Raw genomic sequence first — 19,554 nt, 5'->3', positions numbered from 1 at the left:
GGGCTCAACACGTAAGGGGGAATTGACTGACAAGAATCAACGCGGGGCCTGGCGGCATCGCTGCCGGCCCAGGCCCCGCGCGTTCAACAGCGGCTAGCTTAGTTGGTTTTCCTGACCGAATCCAGCACCTGCTCGATATAGTCCCCATTGGGATCGGTGAACTTCAGGCGTACCGGATACCACTCCATCTTGGGCGCCAGCCAGATGTCGAGCTTCTGGGCCTGGTCATTCGGCGGAGGATTGCGGAACAGGTGCAGGGCTTCGGTCTCGCCCTGGGCGGTCTTGATCTTCTCGCGGCCGATCACCTTGAAGGTCCATTGCTCGGCATCGCGCGGACCAGCCACGAAGAAATTCCATTCCGAGCCCGGCTTCATCCGGGCGGCATTGGCCCGCGCGATGGCCACGAACTGCCAGGTGATACCAGTGCGGTCCTGCTCGCCGCCTTGCAGCGGGAAGCTTTCCGCAGACTCGGTGAAAGTGATCTTGTTCTGCTCACGGTTGAAGGTGGTGGTGGTCGGTTCGCGGCGCAGACGCTTCTCCACGAAGCGCGCCGGCGCCAGGCCGTAGGCGTCGATACTGCCCTCACTGCTGGTTTCCAGGATCTTGCCCAGCAGCATGGCGCGGGTTTCGGTGTTGACGCTGTAGGCAGTCTTGCTCTGCGTCCACTTCACCAACCCCTCGCCCTTGAGGTCGAGCCCGCTCTGCTTGGCGCTGATGGTGTAATGCAGCTCGGCCGAGGGCGGCAGGTTGTAGGGACGTTTTTCCACCGGATGCGGACCGTCGGCGGCCAGGACGGGGCCGCTGGCCAGCAGCGCGGCCAGCGGCAGTGCAACGAGGGTGGTTTGGAGGCGATGTGAAAGTTTTTTCATGGCGAGCTCTTCGTGTTGGTCTCTGTGGGGCTTGGCGATGAGGCAAGGCCGAGCCATATGAAGGAATACGACCAGAATGCCGGGGCACGGTTCTGCCGTCCGGGCGCGTAATTGTGCGCAATTGTTTCCGATTTTGACAGGGCATGCAGGATCTGGTCTCACTGACCCGCGGGTTTGAGGCCGGACAAGTCCAGCTGGGTATAGTCACCGTTGGGCCGCAGGTCGGTATAGCGCACCCGCACCGGATACCATTCGTGCTGCGGCGCCAGCCAGATATCGACGCGGTCATCATAGGAACCGGGCTTGGGCATGCGCACCAGGTGCCAGGTCTGTAGCGCGCCCACAGGCAGGGTGAGGCGTTCCTGGCCCAATACCTGCACGCGCCAGATTTCGCCGTCGCGCACGCCGGCCACGAACAGGTCGATCACCGCACCAGCCTGCATCTGCCCGGCATCACCCCGGCCGATGGCGGCCAGCTGCCAGATCAGGCTGGCACGGTCCTGCTCGCCGCCACGGCGCGGATAACTCGTGGTGGACGCGGAAAAGCTGACCACGTTGCGTTCGCGGTTGAAATGGGTGTTGGTGGCCGATTTGAAGCCCTTCTGTTCGGTGTAGAGCTCCGGCGAGACGCCCCAGGCATCGAGTGCGCCTACGCTGGTGAAATTGAGCAGTGTGAAGAACAGCGCCTTGGCCTTGCCTTCCACCTTGTAGTGGTCGCCCTCGTTGTGCCAGGCGATGCTGCCGCGACCGTAAGCCGGCTGCTGGTCCTTGGTGCCGGTGACGTCGTACTCCAGCAGGGCGCTGGGCGGGGCGCTGGTCTGGTAGACCTTGCCGGGGGCGGCATCAGGGGCTTCGCCGTTGCCGTTGTTGCCGTGGTCGGCGCTTGCGCTTCCCTCTCCCTCCCCTCGACCTGTTTGGCCCGCTCCACTGGCGGAAGTGGGGAGGGAGGCCGCTGGCGGGTCTTGCGGTGCGGGCATGGGGATGCGTTCGACGGTCTCGCGGATGGGTTCGTCGGGCGGGTCGATGGCGGGTTCCGGTACGCGGCGGGGAGCCGGGCGCCTGACAGCGTTCGCGGGTCTGGCCGAGCTCGGCCGTGTTGGCTTGGCCGCCGGCAGTGCCACCGGCTGCGCGGGCGGTGGGACCGGGCGCAGTTCCACCGTCATGGTCGGTGCCTGCGTCTGGCCCGGTACGATGATGTGACGCCGCCCCCAGTCCACCAGCGCGACATGCAGTGCCAGGCTCGATGCGATCAGGATCAGCAGGCGCGGCCAGCGCCGGGCGGGACGGGAAACTTCGCTCATGACCGCCAGTGTATCGGATCAGTTGCAGGGCGTCGTGGGGGCAACTGGCCGGAGAGGGGCATTTCAAACCACGTACAATGCGTTTTTTTTTTGCTGTCCTTTGCTCACCGATGAACCTGTCCCTGTCCTCCCGCTTGCTTCTGCGTGTGTTCCCGGTCGCCGCCCTGATGGCGCTGGTCACCGCCTCCACCTTCGCTGCACCCTTGCCACCGGTGCGCATCGGCATGATCGACGGGCTCTCCGGTCCCTTCGCCAATGCCGGCGAGGCGGTGGTGCGCAACATCAACTACGCCATCGAGCGCGTCAATGCGCGCGGCGGCGTGAGCCTGCCCGATGGCAAGCATTTGCTGCAACTCTCCACCTTCGACAACAAGCTGGGCGTGGAAGACTCGCTGATACAGTTCCGCCAGCTTACCGACGAACGTATCCCCTTTCTGATCGAGGGCAACAGCTCGGCGGTGGCGGCCGCGCTCATCGATGCGGTCAACAAGCACAACCAGCGCGAGCCGGATCATCGTGTCCTGTTCCTCAATTACTCCGCCGTCGATCCGGCGCTGACCAATGAGAAATGCAGCTTCTGGCATTTCCGTTTTGATGCCAGCGCCGACATGCGCATGCAGGCCCTGACTGAAGCCATCAAGGCCGATCCCTCCACCAAGAAGGTCTACCTGATCGGCCAGGACTACAGCTTCGGCCGCCAGGTCGCCAAGGCCGCGCGCGAGCAGCTCGCGGCCAAGCGACCCGACATCGCCATTGTCGGCGACGAGCTGCATCCCATCGGCAAGATCAAGGATTTCTCGCCCTACATCGCCAAGATGCGCAGCGCCGGAGCCGATGCCGTCATCACCGGCAACTGGGGCAACGATCTGACGCTCTTGGTGAAGGCCGCACGCGATGCCGGCTTCAAGGCCAAGTTCTACACCTTCTATGCCAACAGCCTGGGCGCACCTGCGGCCATTGGTGATGCGGGCGTGGGCGTGGTGCGCGCGGTAGCCGAGTGGCATCCCAACGCGGGCGGCAATCCCGGTTCACCCAGCGATGCCTACTACCAGCAATTCCGCAAGCGCTACCCGCAGCCCAAGGATGATTACCTTTACCTGCGCATGCAGGTGATGATCGACATGCTGGTCAAGGCCATCGAAAAGGCCAGGAGCACCGACCCCAAGGCGGTTGCATATGCCCTGGAAGGCGCGCATTATCAGAACGCCTTCCACGAGGCGACCATGCGGGTCGAGGATCACCAACTGATCCAGCCGCTTTACCTGATGCAGATGCAGCGCGCCGACAGCGGCGGCATCCGCTTCGACAACGAGGGCAGCGGCTTCGGATTCCGTACCGAGCGCTACATCCCGGCCGAGCAGACCGCTTTGCCGAGCAGTTGCCGGATGCAGCGTCCGCCACGCTGAGAGCGACACCACAACAACAGGAGCGATCAATGCTGAATCAGGACCAGATGCCGGGCGCAGGCTCGGTAGCCGATACCATCGATTTCATGAAGAAGATGTGGAGCAGCATGGGCGCCCCCGCCATGGCCACGCCCTCGCTGTCGGTGGAGGACATCAACAAGAAGATCGGCGACCTCAAGACCGTGGCCTCCTGGCTGGAGCTGAACCTGAACATGTTGAAGGCCACCATCCAGACCCTGGAGGTGCAGAGCGCGACCCTCTCCACCCTCCAGGCCATGAGCGAGATCATGGCCTCGCGTGGTACGCCGCAGGCCGAGGCCGCTGCCGATGACGCGGCCAGCCCGGCACCGGGCTTCCCCTTCGGCTTCCCGATGTGGCCGGGCGCCGCTGCCGAACCGGAGCAAGCAACGGAAGAAGCATCCGCCCCCGATGTTGCTGAAGAGCAAACGACTGCAGCGCACGCCGAATCCCCGCCCGAGCCCGCTACAGAAGGTGCGGCCGATACCCCGCCGCCGGATTTCCAGTCTGCCATCGCCAATCCCAATGCCTGGTGGAATGTGTTGCAGGAGCAATTCAAGCACGCCGTCGGCAATGCCCTGGCCGGCGGACTGCCCGAGCAGGCGCCGCTGTTGAAGCCCGCCAAGCCGCCCAAGCCCGCGAAGACGCCCAAACGTCGCGAAAATAAGACAGTTGCCCCAAAGCCCAAGACCGGCCTGAAAGCCAAGCCTGTGGGTGCTTCCAAGCCAGCCAAGGGGGCCAAGGCGGCAGCCAGCAAGCCACCGGCCCGGAAAGCGCCCCAGCGTGCGGAAAATACGAGCGCGCCGGTTGGCACCGCTGTTGTACAATCCCGGCAAAACAAGAAGCCAGCCTCCCGCAAGCCAAATTCCCCCTGATCCTCGCCATGGCAGAGCCTGGCCCTGGGCGCCGCCGCGCCGGGCCTCTGTCATATTGCTGAAACCTGACCGTTTTAGTATGGATCGGGAAAATCTTGTTAAAATCAAACACTTAACGCATATAGGCACATACTGAGATGCTGTACCCAGAATTGTTCAAATCGCTAGAGCAGGTCCGTTGGAATATGGATAAGGATATTCCCTGGGACAAGTTCGACGCTTCCTTGCTCACCGACGAACAGGCGCAGACCATCCGCATGAACGCCATCACGGAATGGTCGGCCCTGCCGGCCACCGAGATGTTCCTGCGCGACAATCGCGGGGACAGCGATTTCTCGGCATTCATGTCGGTATGGTTCTTCGAGGAACAGAAGCACTCGCTGGTGCTGATGGAATACCTGCGCCGCTTCCGCCCGGACCTGTGCCCGACCGAAGAAGAGCTGCACAATGTGCGCTTCGAATTCGATCCGGCCCCGCCGCTGGAAACCCTGATGCTGCACTTCTGCGGCGAGATCCGCCTGAACCACTGGTATCGCTGCGCCGCCGACTGGCACACCGAGCCGGTCATCAAGCAGATCTACAAGATCATCAGCCAGGATGAAGCCCGCCACGGCGGCGCCTACCTGCGCTACATGAAGAAGGCCCTCAACGAAGTGGGCGACAAGGCCCGTGCGGCGTTTGCCAAGATCGGCGTGTTGATGGCTTCGGCGCGTCGTACCGAAAAGCCGCTGCACCCGACCAACCTGCACGTGAATCAGGCCCTCTTCCCCAACGACACCGTCCAGAGCCGCCTGCCGGACCCCGAATGGCTGGAACGCTGGCTGGACAACCAGATCAAGTTCGACGGCGAGTGGGAAAAGAAGGTCGTGGACCGCATCCTGCACAACATGTCGCTGCTGTTCGAACGTACCTTCAGCAACGTCCAGGAGCTCAACCGCTACCGCAAGGAAGTGACCCAGCGCATCATGCCGGCCGGCGCGGTCGCAGCCTGATCGGGAAAATTCCTTCACAGGCAGTACAATGGCAAAGCCGCAACCCTTTGGTTGCGGCTTTTTTCATCCTGCAACGATGCTCCTCAAGATGGCCGACTTCGAATCCAAACTCTGCACCCGCGATGAACTCCAGCAGCGCGTGGCCCAATTGCCCAAGCCGGTGGTGATGACCAATGGCGTGTTCGACATCCTGCATCGCGGCCATGTGACCTACCTGGCGCAAGCCCGTGCCCAGGGCGCCTCGCTGGTGGTGGCCGTCAATACTGACGCTTCCGTCAAGCGCCTGGGCAAGGGCGATGACCGTCCCATCAATACCTGTGAGGACCGCATGGCGGTGCTGGCGGCGCTGGAGTCGGTGTCGCTGGTCGTCCCCTTCGATGAAGACACGGCGCTGGAAGCCGTGCAGCAGGCGCATCCCGAGATCTACGTCAAGGGCGGCGACTACGACATGCACGCCATCCCCGAGGGCCAGACCGTAGCGGCCTATGGCGGCCAGGTGCTGGCCATTGCCTTCGAGCATGACCGCTCCACCAGCAAGCTGCTGGCCAAGGTGCGCAAGCTGGCCGGCTGAGCGCGGCACGCTGCAAACGACAAGGCCGGCAGGCGCATGGCGCGCTGCCGGCCTTGCCGTTTCAGGAACCGGCCTTGTCCGCCGGCCTGTTTGCTGCTCAGTGGTGCATGTGGTCCTTCATGTCCTTCATGTCCTTCATGTCTTTCATGCCGCCCGCGGCAGCCTTGCCGTCTTCGACATTGAAGGTCACCTCGACCTTGCCGGCTTTTTCGAAGGTCAGCGTGACCGGTACCTTCTGGCCCGCCTGCAGCGGCTTGGACAGGCCCATCAACATGATGTGGTAGCCATTGCCCGGCTGCATGGCGATCTTCTGGCCGGGTTTGACTTCCAGCCCGCCATCGAGCTCGCGCATCTTCATGACGTTGCCTTCCATGGCCATGGTGTGGATTTCACCCGACTTGGCCACCGGGGAGGACACGCTCACCAGGCGATCCGGCGTGCTGCCCTTGTTCTCGATGCTCAGGTAGGCGCCAGCAGCCGGCTGGCCGGGCACCGTCGCGCGGGCGTAAGGATGGCCGATTTCCAGCTGGCCCAGCTTGTATTCATGGGCCTGGGACAGCGGGGCGGCAGCCAGCAGGGTGGAAGCGATGGCCAGGGCGGCCAGGTTTTGGAAGAAATGCTTCATATCGATAAGTCCTGATTGTCTCGTTCATGTCTGGAATGCGGGCGCGCGGCCCGCCAGGGGTGGCGCAAAGGCGCCAGGGACGGCGGCTTCAGACCGGCGGTGCGCGCGCCTGGGCTGAACCTGGTGCCAGGCTGGCCGAACGCACGCGCGCAGCGGTGCGGGCCAGTGGATAGCTGACGCCGGGCATGACCGTCGTATCCAATGAGCAGTCCGGTGCCGGCCAGGCCGCCTGGCTGCCGCAACACAGCGGACAGTGGCCGGCCGCCAGATGGGTCGGTGCATTGCCGGAAGCACCACCGCCCACGCTGCAGATGGCCATGGCAGGGACGTCCCGCAGCGTGCGGGCGAGCGCCTGTTGCCACCATGGCGCGGCCACCATCGCCAGAACCAGCGCCAGACTGACCCAGCCCTGCCGACGCAGCCAGGGGCGGCGCGGCGCAAGTCGCTTGGGGGAGGGACGCAGGCGGGAAGACATGGGGCCTGATTATAGCAACGGGGCGGCCTTGTGCCGTGCAGTGCAACGCATACCGATCATGCCGACCGCACAATGCGAGTCATCCGAGCGGCCTGCCATCGGGGCTGGCAGCGCGTCCTCATGCAAATTGATTGTTCACAGGCGCTAGGCTAGACTTGTCGTCTTTTCGGGTTTTTGGCTAATCATTCATATTTTTCCAAGGGAGACTGCATGTCCTACAACCACAAGCTGACACTGCGCGCGATGGTCGCAGCCCTGTCCCTGGCTGCCGTGTGCGCAGCCCCGGCCATGACTGCCGACAAGTTTGTCGCGGTGACCGCCATCGTCGAGCATCCGGCCCTGGACGCCGTGCGTGACGGCGTGAAGGACGAGCTGAAGGAAGAAGGCTTCGACGCCGGCAAGAACCTGAAATGGGAATACCAGAGCGCCCAGGGCAATACCGGCACCGCCGCCCAGATCGCCCGCAAGTTCATCGGCGACAAGCCTGACGTCATCGTCGCCATCGCCACGCCCTCGGCCCAGGCCGTGGTGGCCGCCACCAAGAGCATCCCGGTGGTCTATTCCGGCGTGACCGATCCGGTCGCGGCCCAGCTGGTGAAGGACTGGAAGGCTTCGGGCACCAATGTCACCGGCGTGTCCGACCTGCTGGAACTGGACAAGCAGGTGGACCTGATCAAGCGCGTGGTGCCCAAGGCCAAGCGCGTGGGCATGGTCTACAACCCGGGTGAAGCCAACTCCGCCGTGGTGGTCAAGGCCCTGAAGGAACTGCTGGCCAAGTCCAACATGACCCTGGTGGAAGCCGCCGCCCCCCGTTCGGTGGACGTCGGTTCGGCTGCCAAGAGCCTGATCGGCAAGGTCGACGTGATCTACACCAATACCGACAACAACGTGGTCTCGGCCTATGAAGCGCTGGTCAAGGTCGGCAACGACGCCAAGATCCCGCTGGTGGCGTCCGACACCGACAGCGTCAAGCGTGGCGCCATCGCCGCCCTGGGCGTGAACTACTACGATCTGGGCCGCCAGACCGGCAAGGTGGTCGGCCGCATCCTCAAGGGCGACAAGCCCGGCGACATCCCCTCGGCCACCAGCAGCAAGCTGGAACTGTTCGTCAACACCGCCGCCGCGCAGAAGCAGGGCGTGACTCTGTCGCCCGAACTGGTGAGTTCGGCCAAGACCGTCATCAAGCAATAAGCAGGACCCGGCCTGAAGATCCCGCTGCCATGCGGGATCTGCTGTATCGGGCTGGGGCAGGATCAGTACGACACAGCACACCGATTTACCCCATAAGCGCATAACGGGCCCGCACGAGAGGAACGTCGAGGCCTGATTACCATGAAAGAGGAGAGGACCATGTTTGCAGTTTCCAAGTCACTGCGCGCCATCGCCGGCGCCCTGGCGCTGAGCGCCATCTGCGCTTCGGCGCTGGCGGCCGAGAAGGTGGTGGCCGTCACGTCCTTCGTCGAACACCCGGCGCTGGACGCCGTGCGTGACGGCACCAAGGACGAACTGATCGCCGAAGGCTTCGAGCCCGGCAAGAACCTGAAGTGGGAGTTCCAGAGCGCCCAGGCCAATGCCGGCACCGCCGGCCAGATCGCCAGGAAGTTCGTGGGCGACAATCCGGACGTGATCGTGGCCATCGGCACCCCCTCGGCACAGCCGATGGTGGCCGCCACCAAGACCATCCCCATCGTCTACTCGGCCATCGCCGACCCGATGGCCGCCCAGCTGGTCAAGGACTGGAAGCCCTCCGGCACCAACGTGACCGGCCTGTCGCACATGCTGGACCCGGTCAAGCAGGTCGAGATCATCAAGCGCGTGGTACCCGCGGCCAAGCGCGTGGGCGTGGTCTACAATCCGGGCGAAGCCAATTCCGTGTCGGCCTTGAACAACCTCAAGGGCGAGCTGCAGAAGGCCGGTCTGACCCTGGTGGAAGCCGCCGCCCCGCGTTCGGTGGACGTCGCCCCGGCCGCCAAGAGCCTCATCGGCAAGATCGACGTGATGTACACCACCACCGACAACAACGTGGTCTCGGTCTTCGAATCGCTGGCCAAGGTCTGCAACGATGCCAAGATCCCGCTGATCGCGTCGGACACCGGCAGCGTCAAGCGCGGTGCGATCGCAGCCCTGGGCGTGAACTTCTACGACATGGGCCGCCAGACCGGCAAGGTCGTGGCCCGTATCCTCAAGGGGGAGAAGGCCGGTGATATTGCCTCGTCGCCGGTCAAGAACCTGGAGCTGTACGTCAACACTTCCGCTGCCCAGAAGCAGGGCGTGACCCTGTCGCCGGAGTTCCTGAAGTCGGCCACCAAGGTGCTCAACTAAGCATGACCGCAGCCTGATCCGCCGGCCATGCACCGCCGGCGCCGCACCACCCGTGCTGCGCCGGCGCCATGCAGAAGACATTCGGCAGGGCGTACCGCGCCGTGCCGAATGTGTTTTTTTAAGAAAGTCCTTTTATGTCGCTGTATACCCTCCTGGGCGCGCTGGAGATCGGTCTGATCTTCAGTCTGGTGGCCCTCGGCGTGCTGATTTCCTTCCGCATCCTGGTGTTCCCTGACCTTACCGTCGATGGCAGCTTCCCGCTGGGCGGCGCGGTTGCCGCCACCATGATCGCAGCGGGCTACAATCCCTTCCTCGCCACCTTCGTGGCCCTGCTGGCCGGGGCGCTGGCTGGTTTCATCACCGCCTGGCTCAATGTGCGCCTGAAGATCATGGACCTGCTGGCCAGTATCCTGATGATGATCGCGCTGTACTCGATCAACCTGCGCGTCATGGGAAAGCCCAACGTGCCGCTCATTTCCGAACCGACCATCTTCACCATCCTGCAACCGGACTGGATCCCCGACTACGTGGGACGTCCGCTGATCCTGCTGGTGGTGGTGACTGCCGCCAAGCTGCTGCTGGACTGGTTCTTCTCTTCCGAGATCGGCCTGGCCATGCGCGCCACCGGCGCCAATGCCCGCATGGCACGCGCCCAGGGCATCGCGACCGGCCGCGCCACGCTGGCCGGCATGGCCCTGGCCAACTCGCTGGTGGCGCTGGCCGGGGCGCTCTTTGCGCAGACTCAGGGCGGATCCGATATCTCCATGGGCATCGGCACCATCGTCATCGGCCTGGCCGCCGTCATCATCGGCGAGAACATCCTGCCGGCGCGTCGCCTGGTGTGGACCACGCTGGCAGTGATCCTGGGGGCGATCCTGTATCGCTTCTTCATTGCGCTGGCACTCAACAGCGATTTCATCGGCCTGCAGGCGCAGGACCTGAACCTGGTCACCGCCGTGCTGGTGATGCTGGCGCTGGTGCTGCCCATGGGCAAGCGCAAATTGAAACTGCTGAGAAAGAGAGCCTGAGATGTTGAAAGCCACCGATCTCAAGATCACCTTCAATCCCGGCACCCCCATCGAGAACCCGGCCCTGCGCGGCCTCTCGCTGGAAATCCCGACTGGCCAGTTCGTGGCCGTGATCGGTTCCAACGGCGCCGGCAAGTCCACCTTCCTCAATGCCATCTCCGGTGACCTGCTGGTCGATACCGGCAAGATCGAAATCGACGGCACCGACGTCTCCCGCAAGCAGGCGTGGGATCGCGCCGGCCTGGTGGCGCGCGTGTTCCAGGACCCGATGGCCGGTACCTGCGAGGCCCTGACCATCGAGGAGAACATGGCCCTGGCGATGGCGCGTGGGCGTCGTCGCGGCTTCAACTTCGCCATTCGCGGCAAGATGCGCGAGTTGTTCCGCGAGAAGCTGGCGATCCTGAACCTGGGGCTGGAAAACCGCCTCACCGACCGCATCGGCCTGCTCTCGGGGGGGCAGCGTCAGGCGGTGAGCCTGTTGATGGCCTCGCTGCAACCGTCGCGCATCCTGCTGCTGGATGAGCATACGGCGGCACTGGACCCCAAGACGGCGGCCTTCGTGCTGGAACTGACAGCCAAGATCGTGTCCGAAAGCAAGCTGACCACCATGATGGTGACCCACAGCATGCGCCAGGCGCTGGACTACGGTGACCGCACCGTGATGCTGCACCAGGGGCGCGTGGTGCTGGATGTGTCCGGGCCGGAACGCGCCGGTCTGGATGTGCCGGATCTGCTGAAGATGTTCGAGCAGACGCGTGGCGAGAAACTCGCGGACGACGCACTGCTGCTGGGCTGACCGCCTGCCAACGAAAACGGCTCCCTCGGGAGCCGTTTTTTCATGCCGGTGACCGGTCTTCAGCTGCCGCCGTCATAGCCATTCTGCCGCCACGCTTCATACACCACCACCGCCACCGTATTGGAGAGATTGATGCTGCGATTGCCCGGCCGCATCGGCAGGCGGATGCGCTGTGCGGTGGGGAAGGATTCGCGGCGCTCCGGCGCCAGGCCGCGGGTTTCGGAGCCGAACACGAAGCTGTCGCCCGGACGGAAAGCCAGGCCCGCAAAGGGCGTGGAGCCATGCGTGGTCATGGCGAACATGCGTGCCTCGTCAAATTGCGGATCCGCGCGGCGATGGGCCAGGAAGCTGTCCCAATCCTTGTGCACCTGCATGTTGGCGTACTCGTGATAATCCAGCCCGGCACGCCGCATCTTGGCGTCATCGAGCGGGAAGCCGAGTGGCTCCACCAGATGCAGTTGCGCACCGGTATTGGCGCACAGGCGGATGATGTTGCCGGTATTGGGAGGGATCTCCGGCTCGACCAGGACGACGTGGAACAAAAAACTTCTCCTGCTGAAAAATGGATGGCCGGCTTCAGACCGGCAGGGTGCGCGCAAAGACCAGGTTGGTCACGCGCCGGGCGCCGTGCCGCTTGAGCACGATCGCTACTTCATTCAAGGTGGCCCCGGTGGTCATGACATCGTCGACGATGCCCACATGCAGTCCGCGCACCTGGTCCATGGCGGCGAAGGGCAGGGCGAAGGCCGAGCGCACGTTGCGCACCCGGGCGCCCACCGGCAGGGCCGATTGCGCTTCGGTTTCCTTCTTGCGCTCCAGCAGGCGTGGATGTACCGGGATGTCCATGAGCTTGCCCAGCGGACGGGCGATCTCCAGTGCCTGGTTGAAGCCGCGCTCCTGCAGCCGCGCCAGGCCCAGCGGCACCGGGGCCAGCAGGGTCGGCATGGGCAGTTGCACATCACTGCCGGGTACCGGATTGCGACGGGTGGCATCGAAGATCAGGCGCGCCAGCAGCGGGGCCAGCCGCAGGTCGCCGCCGAACTTCAGGGCCAGCGCCAGCTGGTCGGACGGGGCGAAATAATCGGTGGCCACGATGGTGGCATCGAAAGCCGGGCGATCCTTGAGACAGGCGCCGCAACGCAACTCCTTGCCGGTCACCGGCATGGGCAGCGCGCACTGGATGCAGCGGCGGTGCTGGCGGGTGTAGAAGCGCTTGTGGCAGGGCGCGCACAGGGTCTCGCGCCCGGCGGCACCACACAGCGCGCAGGAGGACGGCAACAACTGCGGCACCTGTGCCAGCAAACGCTGCAGCCAGCCGGGACCGGCGGGCTTGCCCGGCCGTGCCGGCTTGCCGGCCACGGCGCGATAGGCGGTGCCAGGCTTGGCCTGGGGCGATGCAGCAGCGGCTTTGGAAGATTTGAGATCCATGTGAGTGGCGCCCGGGGAAAATGGATTTCGACTAAACTACGCGCATTATCGCATCAGCCCCGTGGATCGGCGGCCCTCTGCTGGCCGCCCGAGCTTGCCACGCTGCTGTGCAGTCCATCTTCCTGTGTTCCATTGCCCATGTCCCTGCCGCCGCCTTCTGCCAGCGCCAAGCTGAGCGCTCCCATCGATCTGCCCCTGGTACGCCGCCGTTTCGGCGAACCCCGGCGCGTGGCCGAATCCGATTTCCTGCGCCGCGAAGTCTCGGCCCGCATGCAGGAGCGCCTGGCCCTGGTGAAAATCGCCCCGCGCGAAGTGCTGGACGCCGGATGCGGCGAAGGGGCCGACCTGCCGGTGTTGCAGAAGCGCTACCCCGAGGCGCAGGTGATTGGCCTGGACGGCGCCTATGGCATGCTGGCCAAGGCCGCCGACCACCAGCGCGGTGCGCAGACGGCCATGAACCGCCTGTTCGGCTCCATCAACAAGTGGCTAGGCTCCGGTCCGAATGCCGGCGGGCCGGAACTGGTCTGCGCCGACTTCGCCCGCCTGCCGCTGGCGGCCAATGCGCTGGACCTGGTCTGGTCCAACCTGGCCCTGCACTGGCATCCCCAGCCCGACCGCGTGTTTGCCGAATGGCGTCGCGTGTTGCGGGTGGAGGGCCTGCTGATGTTCTCCTGCTTCGGTCCCGATACCCTGCGCGAAGTGCGCAGCGCTTTCGAACAAATCGATCTTGCACCGCACACCTTGCCCTTCGTCGACATGCACGACTTCGGCGACATGCTGGTCAATGCCGGTTTTTCCACACCGGTGATGGACATGGAAACCATCACCGTGACCTACCAGACCCCCCAGCGCCTGCTGGAAGACGTGCGCGCCTGGGGCGGCAATCCACTCGAATCACGGCGCCGCAGCATGATGAGCCGCAGCCAGTACCAGCGCCTGCTAGCGGCCTTCGAGGCCATGCGCAAGCCCGATGGCAAGATCCCGCTGAGCTTCGAGATCGTCTACGGCCACGCCTTCCGCCCCGTGCCCAAGACCACCGCGGCCGGCGAGAGCATCATTCGCTTCGAACGCCCGTTGCGATAGTCGTTTCTTCATATAAGGCTTAGTCGTCCAGCCCTATCCGGCCTGCCGGATAGTTGCTGTATCGTTACGCCCTGCCGCTCCCGGAAGAATCCTTCATTTCGCCGAAAAGCCACGTCCCTGGCCGTTGTCCGGGCAGTGTCAGGGCGTCCCGGAGAGGCCGGGAGCACCACCGTTGTCAATGCGGCGGTGCGTGCTTGATCCATGGCGACGTTAGCCCTTATACTCAAATGGGTAAAAAAATTCACACAAAGAAATTCCAGTACGAACGAATAGCAAGAATAAATAAAGACCGCAGAACGGATAGCCACGGATAGCGTTCATCGCAAGACGACCCCGGCAAGACCGGACCAGTCCGCATCCAGTGCGTGTTCCCTGCGGTGAGAAATAGAACTAGAAGCAGAGACAGAGACACGCTCGACCGACAATCATGCTGGCGAGGTGCCATGGAGACGCGGGAATGGATATTGAAGCGCAATTGTTCGATTGCGCCACGCCAACTGGCGTGGGTCTTCGCAATCCTTTGTACGGTTTCACTGACGGTCGCGCTGGGCTTCACGCTGCGCGGTGCATGGATCATCCTGATTTTTTCATTCATTGAACTGGTGGCGGTGGGCGCGGCCTTGCTGGTCTACGCCCGCCACGCCACAGATCGCGAAGTAGTGGTGCTGGCCGATCATGGCCTGGAGGTTGACGTGATCCAGGGCGGTCGCTCGCACCGCAGCAGCTTGCAGCTGCAGGGCATGCGCATCGCGTTTCCGGTCGGTCGCCAATCGCTGGTGGCGCTGGAAAGCCGGGGGCAGCGTGTGGAAGTAGGCCGGTTCATGAGCTTGTGGCAACGGCGCGCCTTCGCGCAGGAGCTGCAACGTGAGCTGGCCGCCAGGGGTGGCGGGATGGCAGCACTCTCATTCTTATAATTTTGGGCTTTTGAGGAAATCCATGAAACTTGCGAAGCGCCTTCAATCCTTGACCCTCGGTGCCTCGCTGCTGGCGGCCGGCTTGCCGGCCTGGGCAGTGGTGGACAGTCCGGGCGGACCGGCCGTGCTGCAGATGAATTTCCAGCCGCCGGTGACCAAGATCGCCGAGCAGATCTATGACCTGCACATCCTGATGCTCATCATCTGCCTGGTCATCTTCGTGGCCGTGTTCGGCGTGATGTTTTATTCCATCATCAAGCACCGCAAGTCGGTCGGCCACAAGGCCGCCAGCTTCCACGAAAGCACGACCGTGGAAATCGCCTGGACCGTGGTGCCCTTCCTGATCGTCATCGGCATGGCCCTGCCGGCCACCAAGACGGTGGTGGCGATGAAGGATACCTCCAATGCCGACCTCACCATCAAGGTCACCGGCATGCAGTGGAAATGGGGATATGACTACCTCAAAGGCGAAGGTGAAGGAATCTCCTTCCTCTCCAACCTGGCCACGCCGCGCGAGCAGGTCACCGATCCCAGTCTGAAGAAAAACGACAATTACCTCATCGAAGTCGACAACCCGGTCGTGGTACCGGTCAACAAGAAGGTGCGCATCGTCACTACCGCCAATGACGTGATCCACTCCTGGACCATCCCCGCCTTCGGCGTGAAGCAGGATGCGATTCCCGGCTTCGTGCGCGACACCTGGTTCCGCGCCGAGAAGATCGGCACCTATCGCGGCCAGTGCGTGGAGCTGTGCGGCAAGGATCACGCCTTCATGCCCATCGTGGTCAACGTGGTCAGCGAAGACGACTACAAGAAATGGGTGGACGGCAAGAAGAAGGAAATGGCCGCCAAGGCCGATGATCCCAACAAGGTCTGGACGGTGGACGAATTGAAGCAGCGCGGCGAGAAGGTCTATGCCGCCAACTGCGTGGCCTGCCACCAGGCCAACGGCAAGGGCGTGCCGGGTGCCTTCCCGGCGCTCGATGGCAGTGCCGTGGTCAACGGTCCCAAGGCGGACCAGATCCACCTCGTGCTCAACGGCAAGAACGCCATGCCGGCCTGGAAGGGTGTGTTGAACGACACCGAAATCGCCGCCGTGATCACCTACACGCGCAACAACTGGTCCAACAAGGCCCAGGAAAACATCGTGCAGCCGGCTGAAGTCCTGGCCGCCCGCAAGTAATCGTTTGGAGAACCGGACATGACTACCACCGTCGATCACGCCCCCGATCATTCCCACGATCACGGGCATGGGCACGCTCACGATGAGCACGCACACGACCACCCGCACGGCTGGCGCCGCTGGCTCTTCGCCACCAACCACAAGGACATCGGCACGCTCTACCTGTGGTTCTCGTTTACCATGCTGCTCTCGGGCGGGGTGCTGGCGTTGTTGATCCGGGCCGAGCTGTTCCATCCGGGCCTGCAGTTCTTCCGGCCGGAGTTCTTCAACCAGCTCACCACCATGCACGGCCTGGTGATGGTGTTCGGCGCGATCATGCCGGCCTTCGTGGGCTTTGCCAACTGGATGATTCCGCTGCAGATCGGCGCCTCCGATATGGCCTTTGCGCGCATGAACAACTTCTCGTTCTGGCTGCTGCCGCCGGCCGCGCTGCTGCTGGCCGGTTCCTTCCTGGTGCCGGGCGGTGCCACCGCAGCCGGCTGGACGCTGTATGCCCCGCTGTCGACCCAGATGGGACCCGGCATGGACATGGCCATCTTCGCCATGCACATCATGGGTGCCTCCTCCATCATGGGCTCGATCAACATCATCGTCACCATCCTCAACATGCGCGCGCCCGGCATGACGCTGATGAAGATGCCCATGTTCTGCTGGACCTGGCTCATCACCGCCTATCTGCTCATCGCGGTCATGCCGGTGCTGGCCGGCGCCATCACCATGACGCTCACCGACCGTCATTTCGGTACCTCCTTCTTCAATGCCGCCGGTGGCGGTGACCCGGTGATGTACCAGCACATCTTCTGGTTCTTCGGTCACCCCGAGGTCTACATCATGATCCTGCCGGCCTTCGGCATCGTCTCGCAGATCATCCCGGCCTTTGCCCGCAAGCCGCTGTTCGGCTATGCCTCGATGGTGTATGCGACGGCATCGATTGCAATCCTGTCCTTCATCGTCTGGGCGCACCACATGTTTACCACCGGCATGCCGGTGACCGCGCAGCTGTTCTTCATGTACGCCACCATGTTGATCGCCGTGCCCACCGGCGTGAAGATCTTCAACTGGATCGCCACCATGTGGCGCGGCTCCATGACCTTCGAGACGCCGATGCTGTTTTCGGTGGGCTTCATCTTCGTCTTCACCATGGGTGGCTTCACCGGGCTGATCCTGGCGGTCACCCCCATCGACATCCAGATGCAGGATACCTACTACGTGGTGGCGCACTTCCACTACGTGCTGGTGGCCGGTTCGCTGTTCGCGCTCTTCGCCGGTTACTACTACTGGGGCCCCAAGTGGACCGGCTTCATGTACAACGAATGGCGCGGCAAGTTCCATTTCTGGGCTTCGCTGATCACCTTCAACATCACCTTCTTCCCCATGCACTTCCTGGGGCTGGCGGGCATGCCGCGTCGTTATGCGGATTATCCGGCGCAGTTCACCGACTTCAACATGATCGCCTCCATCGGTGCCTTCGGTTTCGGGCTATCGCAGGTGTACTTCCTGTTCTTCGTGGTGATCCCCTCGATCAAGGGGGGCAAGAAGGCCGAGGCCAAGCCCTGGGAAGGCGCGGAAGGACTGGAATGGACCGTGCCCAGCCCGGCGCCCTTCCACACCTTCGAGGAACCGCCGGTGGTGAAGTGAGCGCCAGTGGATAACACAAGTCATCGCAGCTAATGCAAAGGCAAGCCTCATGACCGAACGCAAGAAACCCAACAACCTGCGCACCGCCCTGCTGCTGGGACTGGTGGCGCTGGCCTTCTTCGTCGGCATCTTCGTCAACCGCATCTGGTTCGCCCGATGAGCAGAGACGACGATCCGGCGGAGGAGGGCGCAGCACCCGGCCTGAACCGCGTGATGCTCAAGAAGCTCCTGGTGGTGGCGGTGCTGATGTTCGGCTTCGGCTACGCGCTCATTCCGGTCTATCGCAAGATTTGCGAGGTCACGGGCGTGAACTTCCTCACGCCCAAGGATGCAAGCGTGGAAGCGCCGGCCAATACGCAGATCGACAAGTCGCGCACCATCACCGTGGAGTTCGACGGCAATGCCCAGGGTCCGTGGCGTTTTCGTCCGACCGTGTCCAGCCTGCAGGTGCATCCGGGCGAGATGACCCAGGTCACCTATGAAGTGGTCAACACCCAGCCGCGCAATGTGGATGCCCAGGCCATCCCCAGCTATGCGCCGCTGCAGTCGGCGGCTTTCTTCAAGAAGGTGGAGTGCTTCTGCTTTACGCAGCAGACGCTGGGGCCGAATCAGGCCAAGCAGATGCCGGTGGTGTTCTACATCGATCCCAAGCTGCCCAAGGAGGTGACCACGATCACGCTGTCCTATACCTTCTTCGAGATCAACGGCAAGAACAAGACGGCGGGTTGAGAGGCCCGGAGGAGCTGGTGTGAACGATGAGCTGAAACAGGCCGCGCAGCGCAAGGCGTCGTTCGGCGCGACGATGAAGGCGGTGTTCTGGTCCTTCTTCGGCGTGCGCAAGCGCAAGGATTACGAGTCGGATGCGGCACGCCTGAATCCGGTCCACGTCATCATCGCCGGCATTCTCGGTGCGGCGATCTTCGTCGCCGTGCTGGTGAGCATCGTCAAGCTGGTGGTGCGCGGCGCCGCAGGTGGGTGAGCGTGACCGAAAAAGAGCATTAAGGAAAAGTGAACCCTGGATCGCAAGAGTATTTAATGCAGCTTAATGCTCGTGTTTGCTGCTCTTGCCCCAGGCCAGAACAATCGGATTTCGTACCGGGAGAAGAACATGAGTTCTCAACAAGCCAAGGCGCCCCATTACTTCGTTCCAGGCCCGTCGCGCTGGCCGATGATGGCCGGCATTTCCATGCTCATCACCATGATCGGGGCCTCGGGTTGGGTCAATGGTCTGGCATGGGCACCGTACGTCAACATCCTCGGCATCCTGATGGTGCTGGTGGTGCTGTACTACTGGTTTGGCGATGCCATCGGCGAGTCCGAGTCCGGGCTCTACAGCGAGCGCATCGACCTGTCCTATCGCTGGAGCATGAGCTGGTTCATCTTCTCGGAGGTGATGTTCTTCGCCGCCTTCTTCGGTGCCCTGTTCTATGCGCGCAGCATCACCATGCCGTGGCTGGCCGATCTCGACCACAAGATGATCTGGCCCGACTTCACCGGCCAGTGGGGCAATGTCGGCCCGGCCGGTACGGTGGAGAATTTCACCACCATGGGGCCGTTCCCCATCCCGACCATCAACACCCTGCTGCTGCTGAGCTCGGGTGTGACGCTGACCATCTCGCACCACGCCATGCGCGCCGGACATCGTACCCGGACGGCGGTGTGGCTGTTCCTGACCATCCTGCTGGGCGCGGTGTTCATGGGCTTCCAGGCCTATGAATACATCCACGCCTACAGCGAGCTGAATCTCAAGCTCAGCTCGGGCATCTATGGATCGACCTTCTTCATGCTGACCGGCTTCCACGGTTTCCACGTGACCATGGGTGCGATCATGCTGTCGGTGGTGCTCTATCGTGTGCTGCGCGGGCACTTCACGCCCACCCATCACTTCGCCTTCGAAGGTGCGGCCTGGTACTGGCACTTCGTGGACGTGGTGTGGCTGGGGCTGTATGTGGTGGTGTACTGGCTGTAAGGCGGGCACGCCTTCTGCAATGAAAAAGCCGCACCTCGGTGCGGCTTTTTTATGCGATGCG

Annotated in this window: 22 protein-coding genes; 16 read left to right on the top strand and 6 right to left on the bottom strand. The window is 63.2% G+C overall.

Features of this window, described 5'->3' with window-relative positions; genetic code table 11:
* Window positions 1–98: 98 nt before the first annotated feature.
* On the bottom strand, window positions 99–869 hold the full coding sequence (locus GWL_RS17425; RefSeq protein ID WP_008332658.1) for a DUF3108 domain-containing protein: 771 nt from the start codon (window positions 867–869) through the stop codon (window positions 99–101).
* Window positions 870–1,027: 158 nt separating this feature from the next.
* Window positions 1,028–2,170, bottom strand: coding sequence for a DUF3108 domain-containing protein (locus GWL_RS17420; protein ID WP_008332656.1), 1,143 nt, complete (start codon window positions 2,168–2,170; stop codon window positions 1,028–1,030).
* A gap of 110 nt (window positions 2,171–2,280) precedes the next feature.
* On the opposite strand from GWL_RS17420, the gene GWL_RS17415 reads away from it, so the two are divergent.
* The 4 genes from GWL_RS17415 (at window position 2,281) to rfaE2 (ending at window position 6,032) form a co-directional block, all read left to right on the top strand.
* A complete protein-coding gene (locus GWL_RS17415) occupies window positions 2,281–3,576 on the top strand; it encodes a branched-chain amino acid ABC transporter substrate-binding protein (RefSeq protein WP_008332654.1) in 1,296 nt (431 codons plus the stop codon).
* A 29-nt stretch (window positions 3,577–3,605) separates the two neighbouring features.
* Window positions 3,606–4,469, top strand: coding sequence for a PhaM family polyhydroxyalkanoate granule multifunctional regulatory protein (locus tag GWL_RS17410; protein ID WP_008332651.1), 864 nt, complete (start codon window positions 3,606–3,608; stop codon window positions 4,467–4,469).
* A gap of 137 nt (window positions 4,470–4,606) precedes the next feature.
* Window positions 4,607–5,461, top strand: coding sequence for a ferritin (locus GWL_RS17405; protein WP_034351342.1), 855 nt, complete (start codon window positions 4,607–4,609; stop codon window positions 5,459–5,461).
* Window positions 5,462–5,549: 88 nt separating this feature from the next.
* Window positions 5,550–6,032 (top strand): D-glycero-beta-D-manno-heptose 1-phosphate adenylyltransferase, encoded by a 483-nt coding sequence (gene rfaE2 / locus GWL_RS17400; RefSeq protein WP_034351429.1) that lies wholly within the window; start codon window positions 5,550–5,552, stop codon window positions 6,030–6,032.
* A 97-nt stretch (window positions 6,033–6,129) separates the two neighbouring features.
* Here the strand turns inward: rfaE2 and GWL_RS17395 are convergent, their stop codons facing one another.
* Both GWL_RS17395 and GWL_RS17390 read right to left on the bottom strand, forming a co-directional pair.
* Window positions 6,130–6,657 carry a copper chaperone PCu(A)C gene (locus tag GWL_RS17395; RefSeq protein WP_008332645.1) on the bottom strand — a complete coding sequence of 176 codons (528 nt, stop codon included), beginning with the start codon at window positions 6,655–6,657 and terminating at the stop codon, window positions 6,130–6,132.
* Between the two features lie 88 nt (window positions 6,658–6,745).
* Window positions 6,746–7,132, bottom strand: coding sequence for a hypothetical protein (locus tag GWL_RS17390; protein ID WP_008332643.1), 387 nt, complete (start codon window positions 7,130–7,132; stop codon window positions 6,746–6,748).
* Window positions 7,133–7,342: 210 nt separating this feature from the next.
* Between GWL_RS17390 and GWL_RS17385 the strand changes: the two genes are divergently transcribed.
* The 4 genes from GWL_RS17385 (at window position 7,343) to GWL_RS17370 (ending at window position 11,278) form a co-directional block, all read left to right on the top strand.
* Window positions 7,343–8,323: an ABC transporter substrate-binding protein gene (locus tag GWL_RS17385; protein WP_008332641.1), complete on the top strand. Its 981-nt coding sequence runs from the start codon at window positions 7,343–7,345 to the stop codon at window positions 8,321–8,323.
* A 159-nt stretch (window positions 8,324–8,482) separates the two neighbouring features.
* A complete protein-coding gene (locus tag GWL_RS17380; protein WP_008332635.1) occupies window positions 8,483–9,454 on the top strand; it encodes an ABC transporter substrate-binding protein in 972 nt (323 codons plus the stop codon).
* Window positions 9,455–9,588: 134 nt separating this feature from the next.
* Window positions 9,589–10,482, top strand: a complete 894-nt coding sequence (locus GWL_RS17375) for an ABC transporter permease (RefSeq protein ID WP_008332634.1) — start codon at window positions 9,589–9,591, stop codon at window positions 10,480–10,482.
* Window position 10,483: 1 nt separating this feature from the next.
* Entirely contained in the window at window positions 10,484–11,278 is a 795-nt protein-coding gene (locus tag GWL_RS17370) for an ABC transporter ATP-binding protein (RefSeq protein WP_008332633.1), read from the top strand.
* Window positions 11,279–11,337: 59 nt separating this feature from the next.
* Here GWL_RS17370 and GWL_RS17365 read toward each other — a convergent pair whose 3' ends face one another.
* Both GWL_RS17365 and GWL_RS17360 read right to left on the bottom strand, forming a co-directional pair.
* Window positions 11,338–11,820, bottom strand: coding sequence for a tRNA (cytidine(34)-2'-O)-methyltransferase (locus GWL_RS17365; protein ID WP_008332632.1), 483 nt, complete (start codon window positions 11,818–11,820; stop codon window positions 11,338–11,340).
* 34 nt (window positions 11,821–11,854) lie between these two features.
* A complete protein-coding gene (locus GWL_RS17360) occupies window positions 11,855–12,706 on the bottom strand; it encodes a ComF family protein (protein WP_008332631.1) in 852 nt (283 codons plus the stop codon).
* 138 nt (window positions 12,707–12,844) lie between these two features.
* Here GWL_RS17360 and GWL_RS17355 point away from each other — a divergent pair, with 138 nt between their 5' ends.
* The 8 genes from GWL_RS17355 (at window position 12,845) to GWL_RS17325 (ending at window position 19,493) form a co-directional block, all read left to right on the top strand.
* Window positions 12,845–13,789 (top strand): methyltransferase domain-containing protein, encoded by a 945-nt coding sequence (locus GWL_RS17355; protein WP_008332630.1) that lies wholly within the window; start codon window positions 12,845–12,847, stop codon window positions 13,787–13,789.
* A 443-nt stretch (window positions 13,790–14,232) separates the two neighbouring features.
* A complete protein-coding gene (locus GWL_RS17350) occupies window positions 14,233–14,703 on the top strand; it encodes a DUF2244 domain-containing protein (protein ID WP_008332628.1) in 471 nt (156 codons plus the stop codon).
* Between the two features lie 22 nt (window positions 14,704–14,725).
* A complete protein-coding gene (gene coxB, locus GWL_RS17345; RefSeq protein WP_008332626.1) occupies window positions 14,726–15,886 on the top strand; it encodes a cytochrome c oxidase subunit II in 1,161 nt (386 codons plus the stop codon).
* Between the two features lie 18 nt (window positions 15,887–15,904).
* Window positions 15,905–17,524, top strand: a complete 1,620-nt coding sequence (gene ctaD / locus GWL_RS17340; RefSeq protein WP_008332625.1) for a cytochrome c oxidase subunit I — start codon at window positions 15,905–15,907, stop codon at window positions 17,522–17,524.
* A 49-nt stretch (window positions 17,525–17,573) separates the two neighbouring features.
* Entirely contained in the window at window positions 17,574–17,684 is a 111-nt protein-coding gene (locus GWL_RS23945) for a cytochrome oxidase small assembly protein (RefSeq protein ID WP_217509972.1), read from the top strand.
* Window positions 17,681–18,253, top strand: a complete 573-nt coding sequence (locus GWL_RS17335) for a cytochrome c oxidase assembly protein (RefSeq protein ID WP_008332623.1) — start codon at window positions 17,681–17,683, stop codon at window positions 18,251–18,253. The genes GWL_RS23945 and GWL_RS17335 overlap by 4 nt, the downstream gene beginning before the upstream one ends.
* A gap of 19 nt (window positions 18,254–18,272) precedes the next feature.
* Window positions 18,273–18,503: a DUF2970 domain-containing protein gene (locus GWL_RS17330; RefSeq protein WP_008332621.1), complete on the top strand. Its 231-nt coding sequence runs from the start codon at window positions 18,273–18,275 to the stop codon at window positions 18,501–18,503.
* A 129-nt stretch (window positions 18,504–18,632) separates the two neighbouring features.
* Window positions 18,633–19,493, top strand: coding sequence for a cytochrome c oxidase subunit 3 (locus tag GWL_RS17325; RefSeq protein ID WP_008332619.1), 861 nt, complete (start codon window positions 18,633–18,635; stop codon window positions 19,491–19,493).
* The last annotated feature ends 61 nt before the right edge of the window (window positions 19,494–19,554 follow it).

The sequence above is a fragment of the Herbaspirillum sp. GW103 genome, assembly GCF_000261365.1.
GTDB lineage: Bacteria > Pseudomonadota > Gammaproteobacteria > Burkholderiales > Burkholderiaceae_D > Herbaspirillum.
The sequence above is the reverse complement of the archived record's forward strand: the minus strand, read 5'-3'. Positions and strand labels throughout refer to the sequence as shown.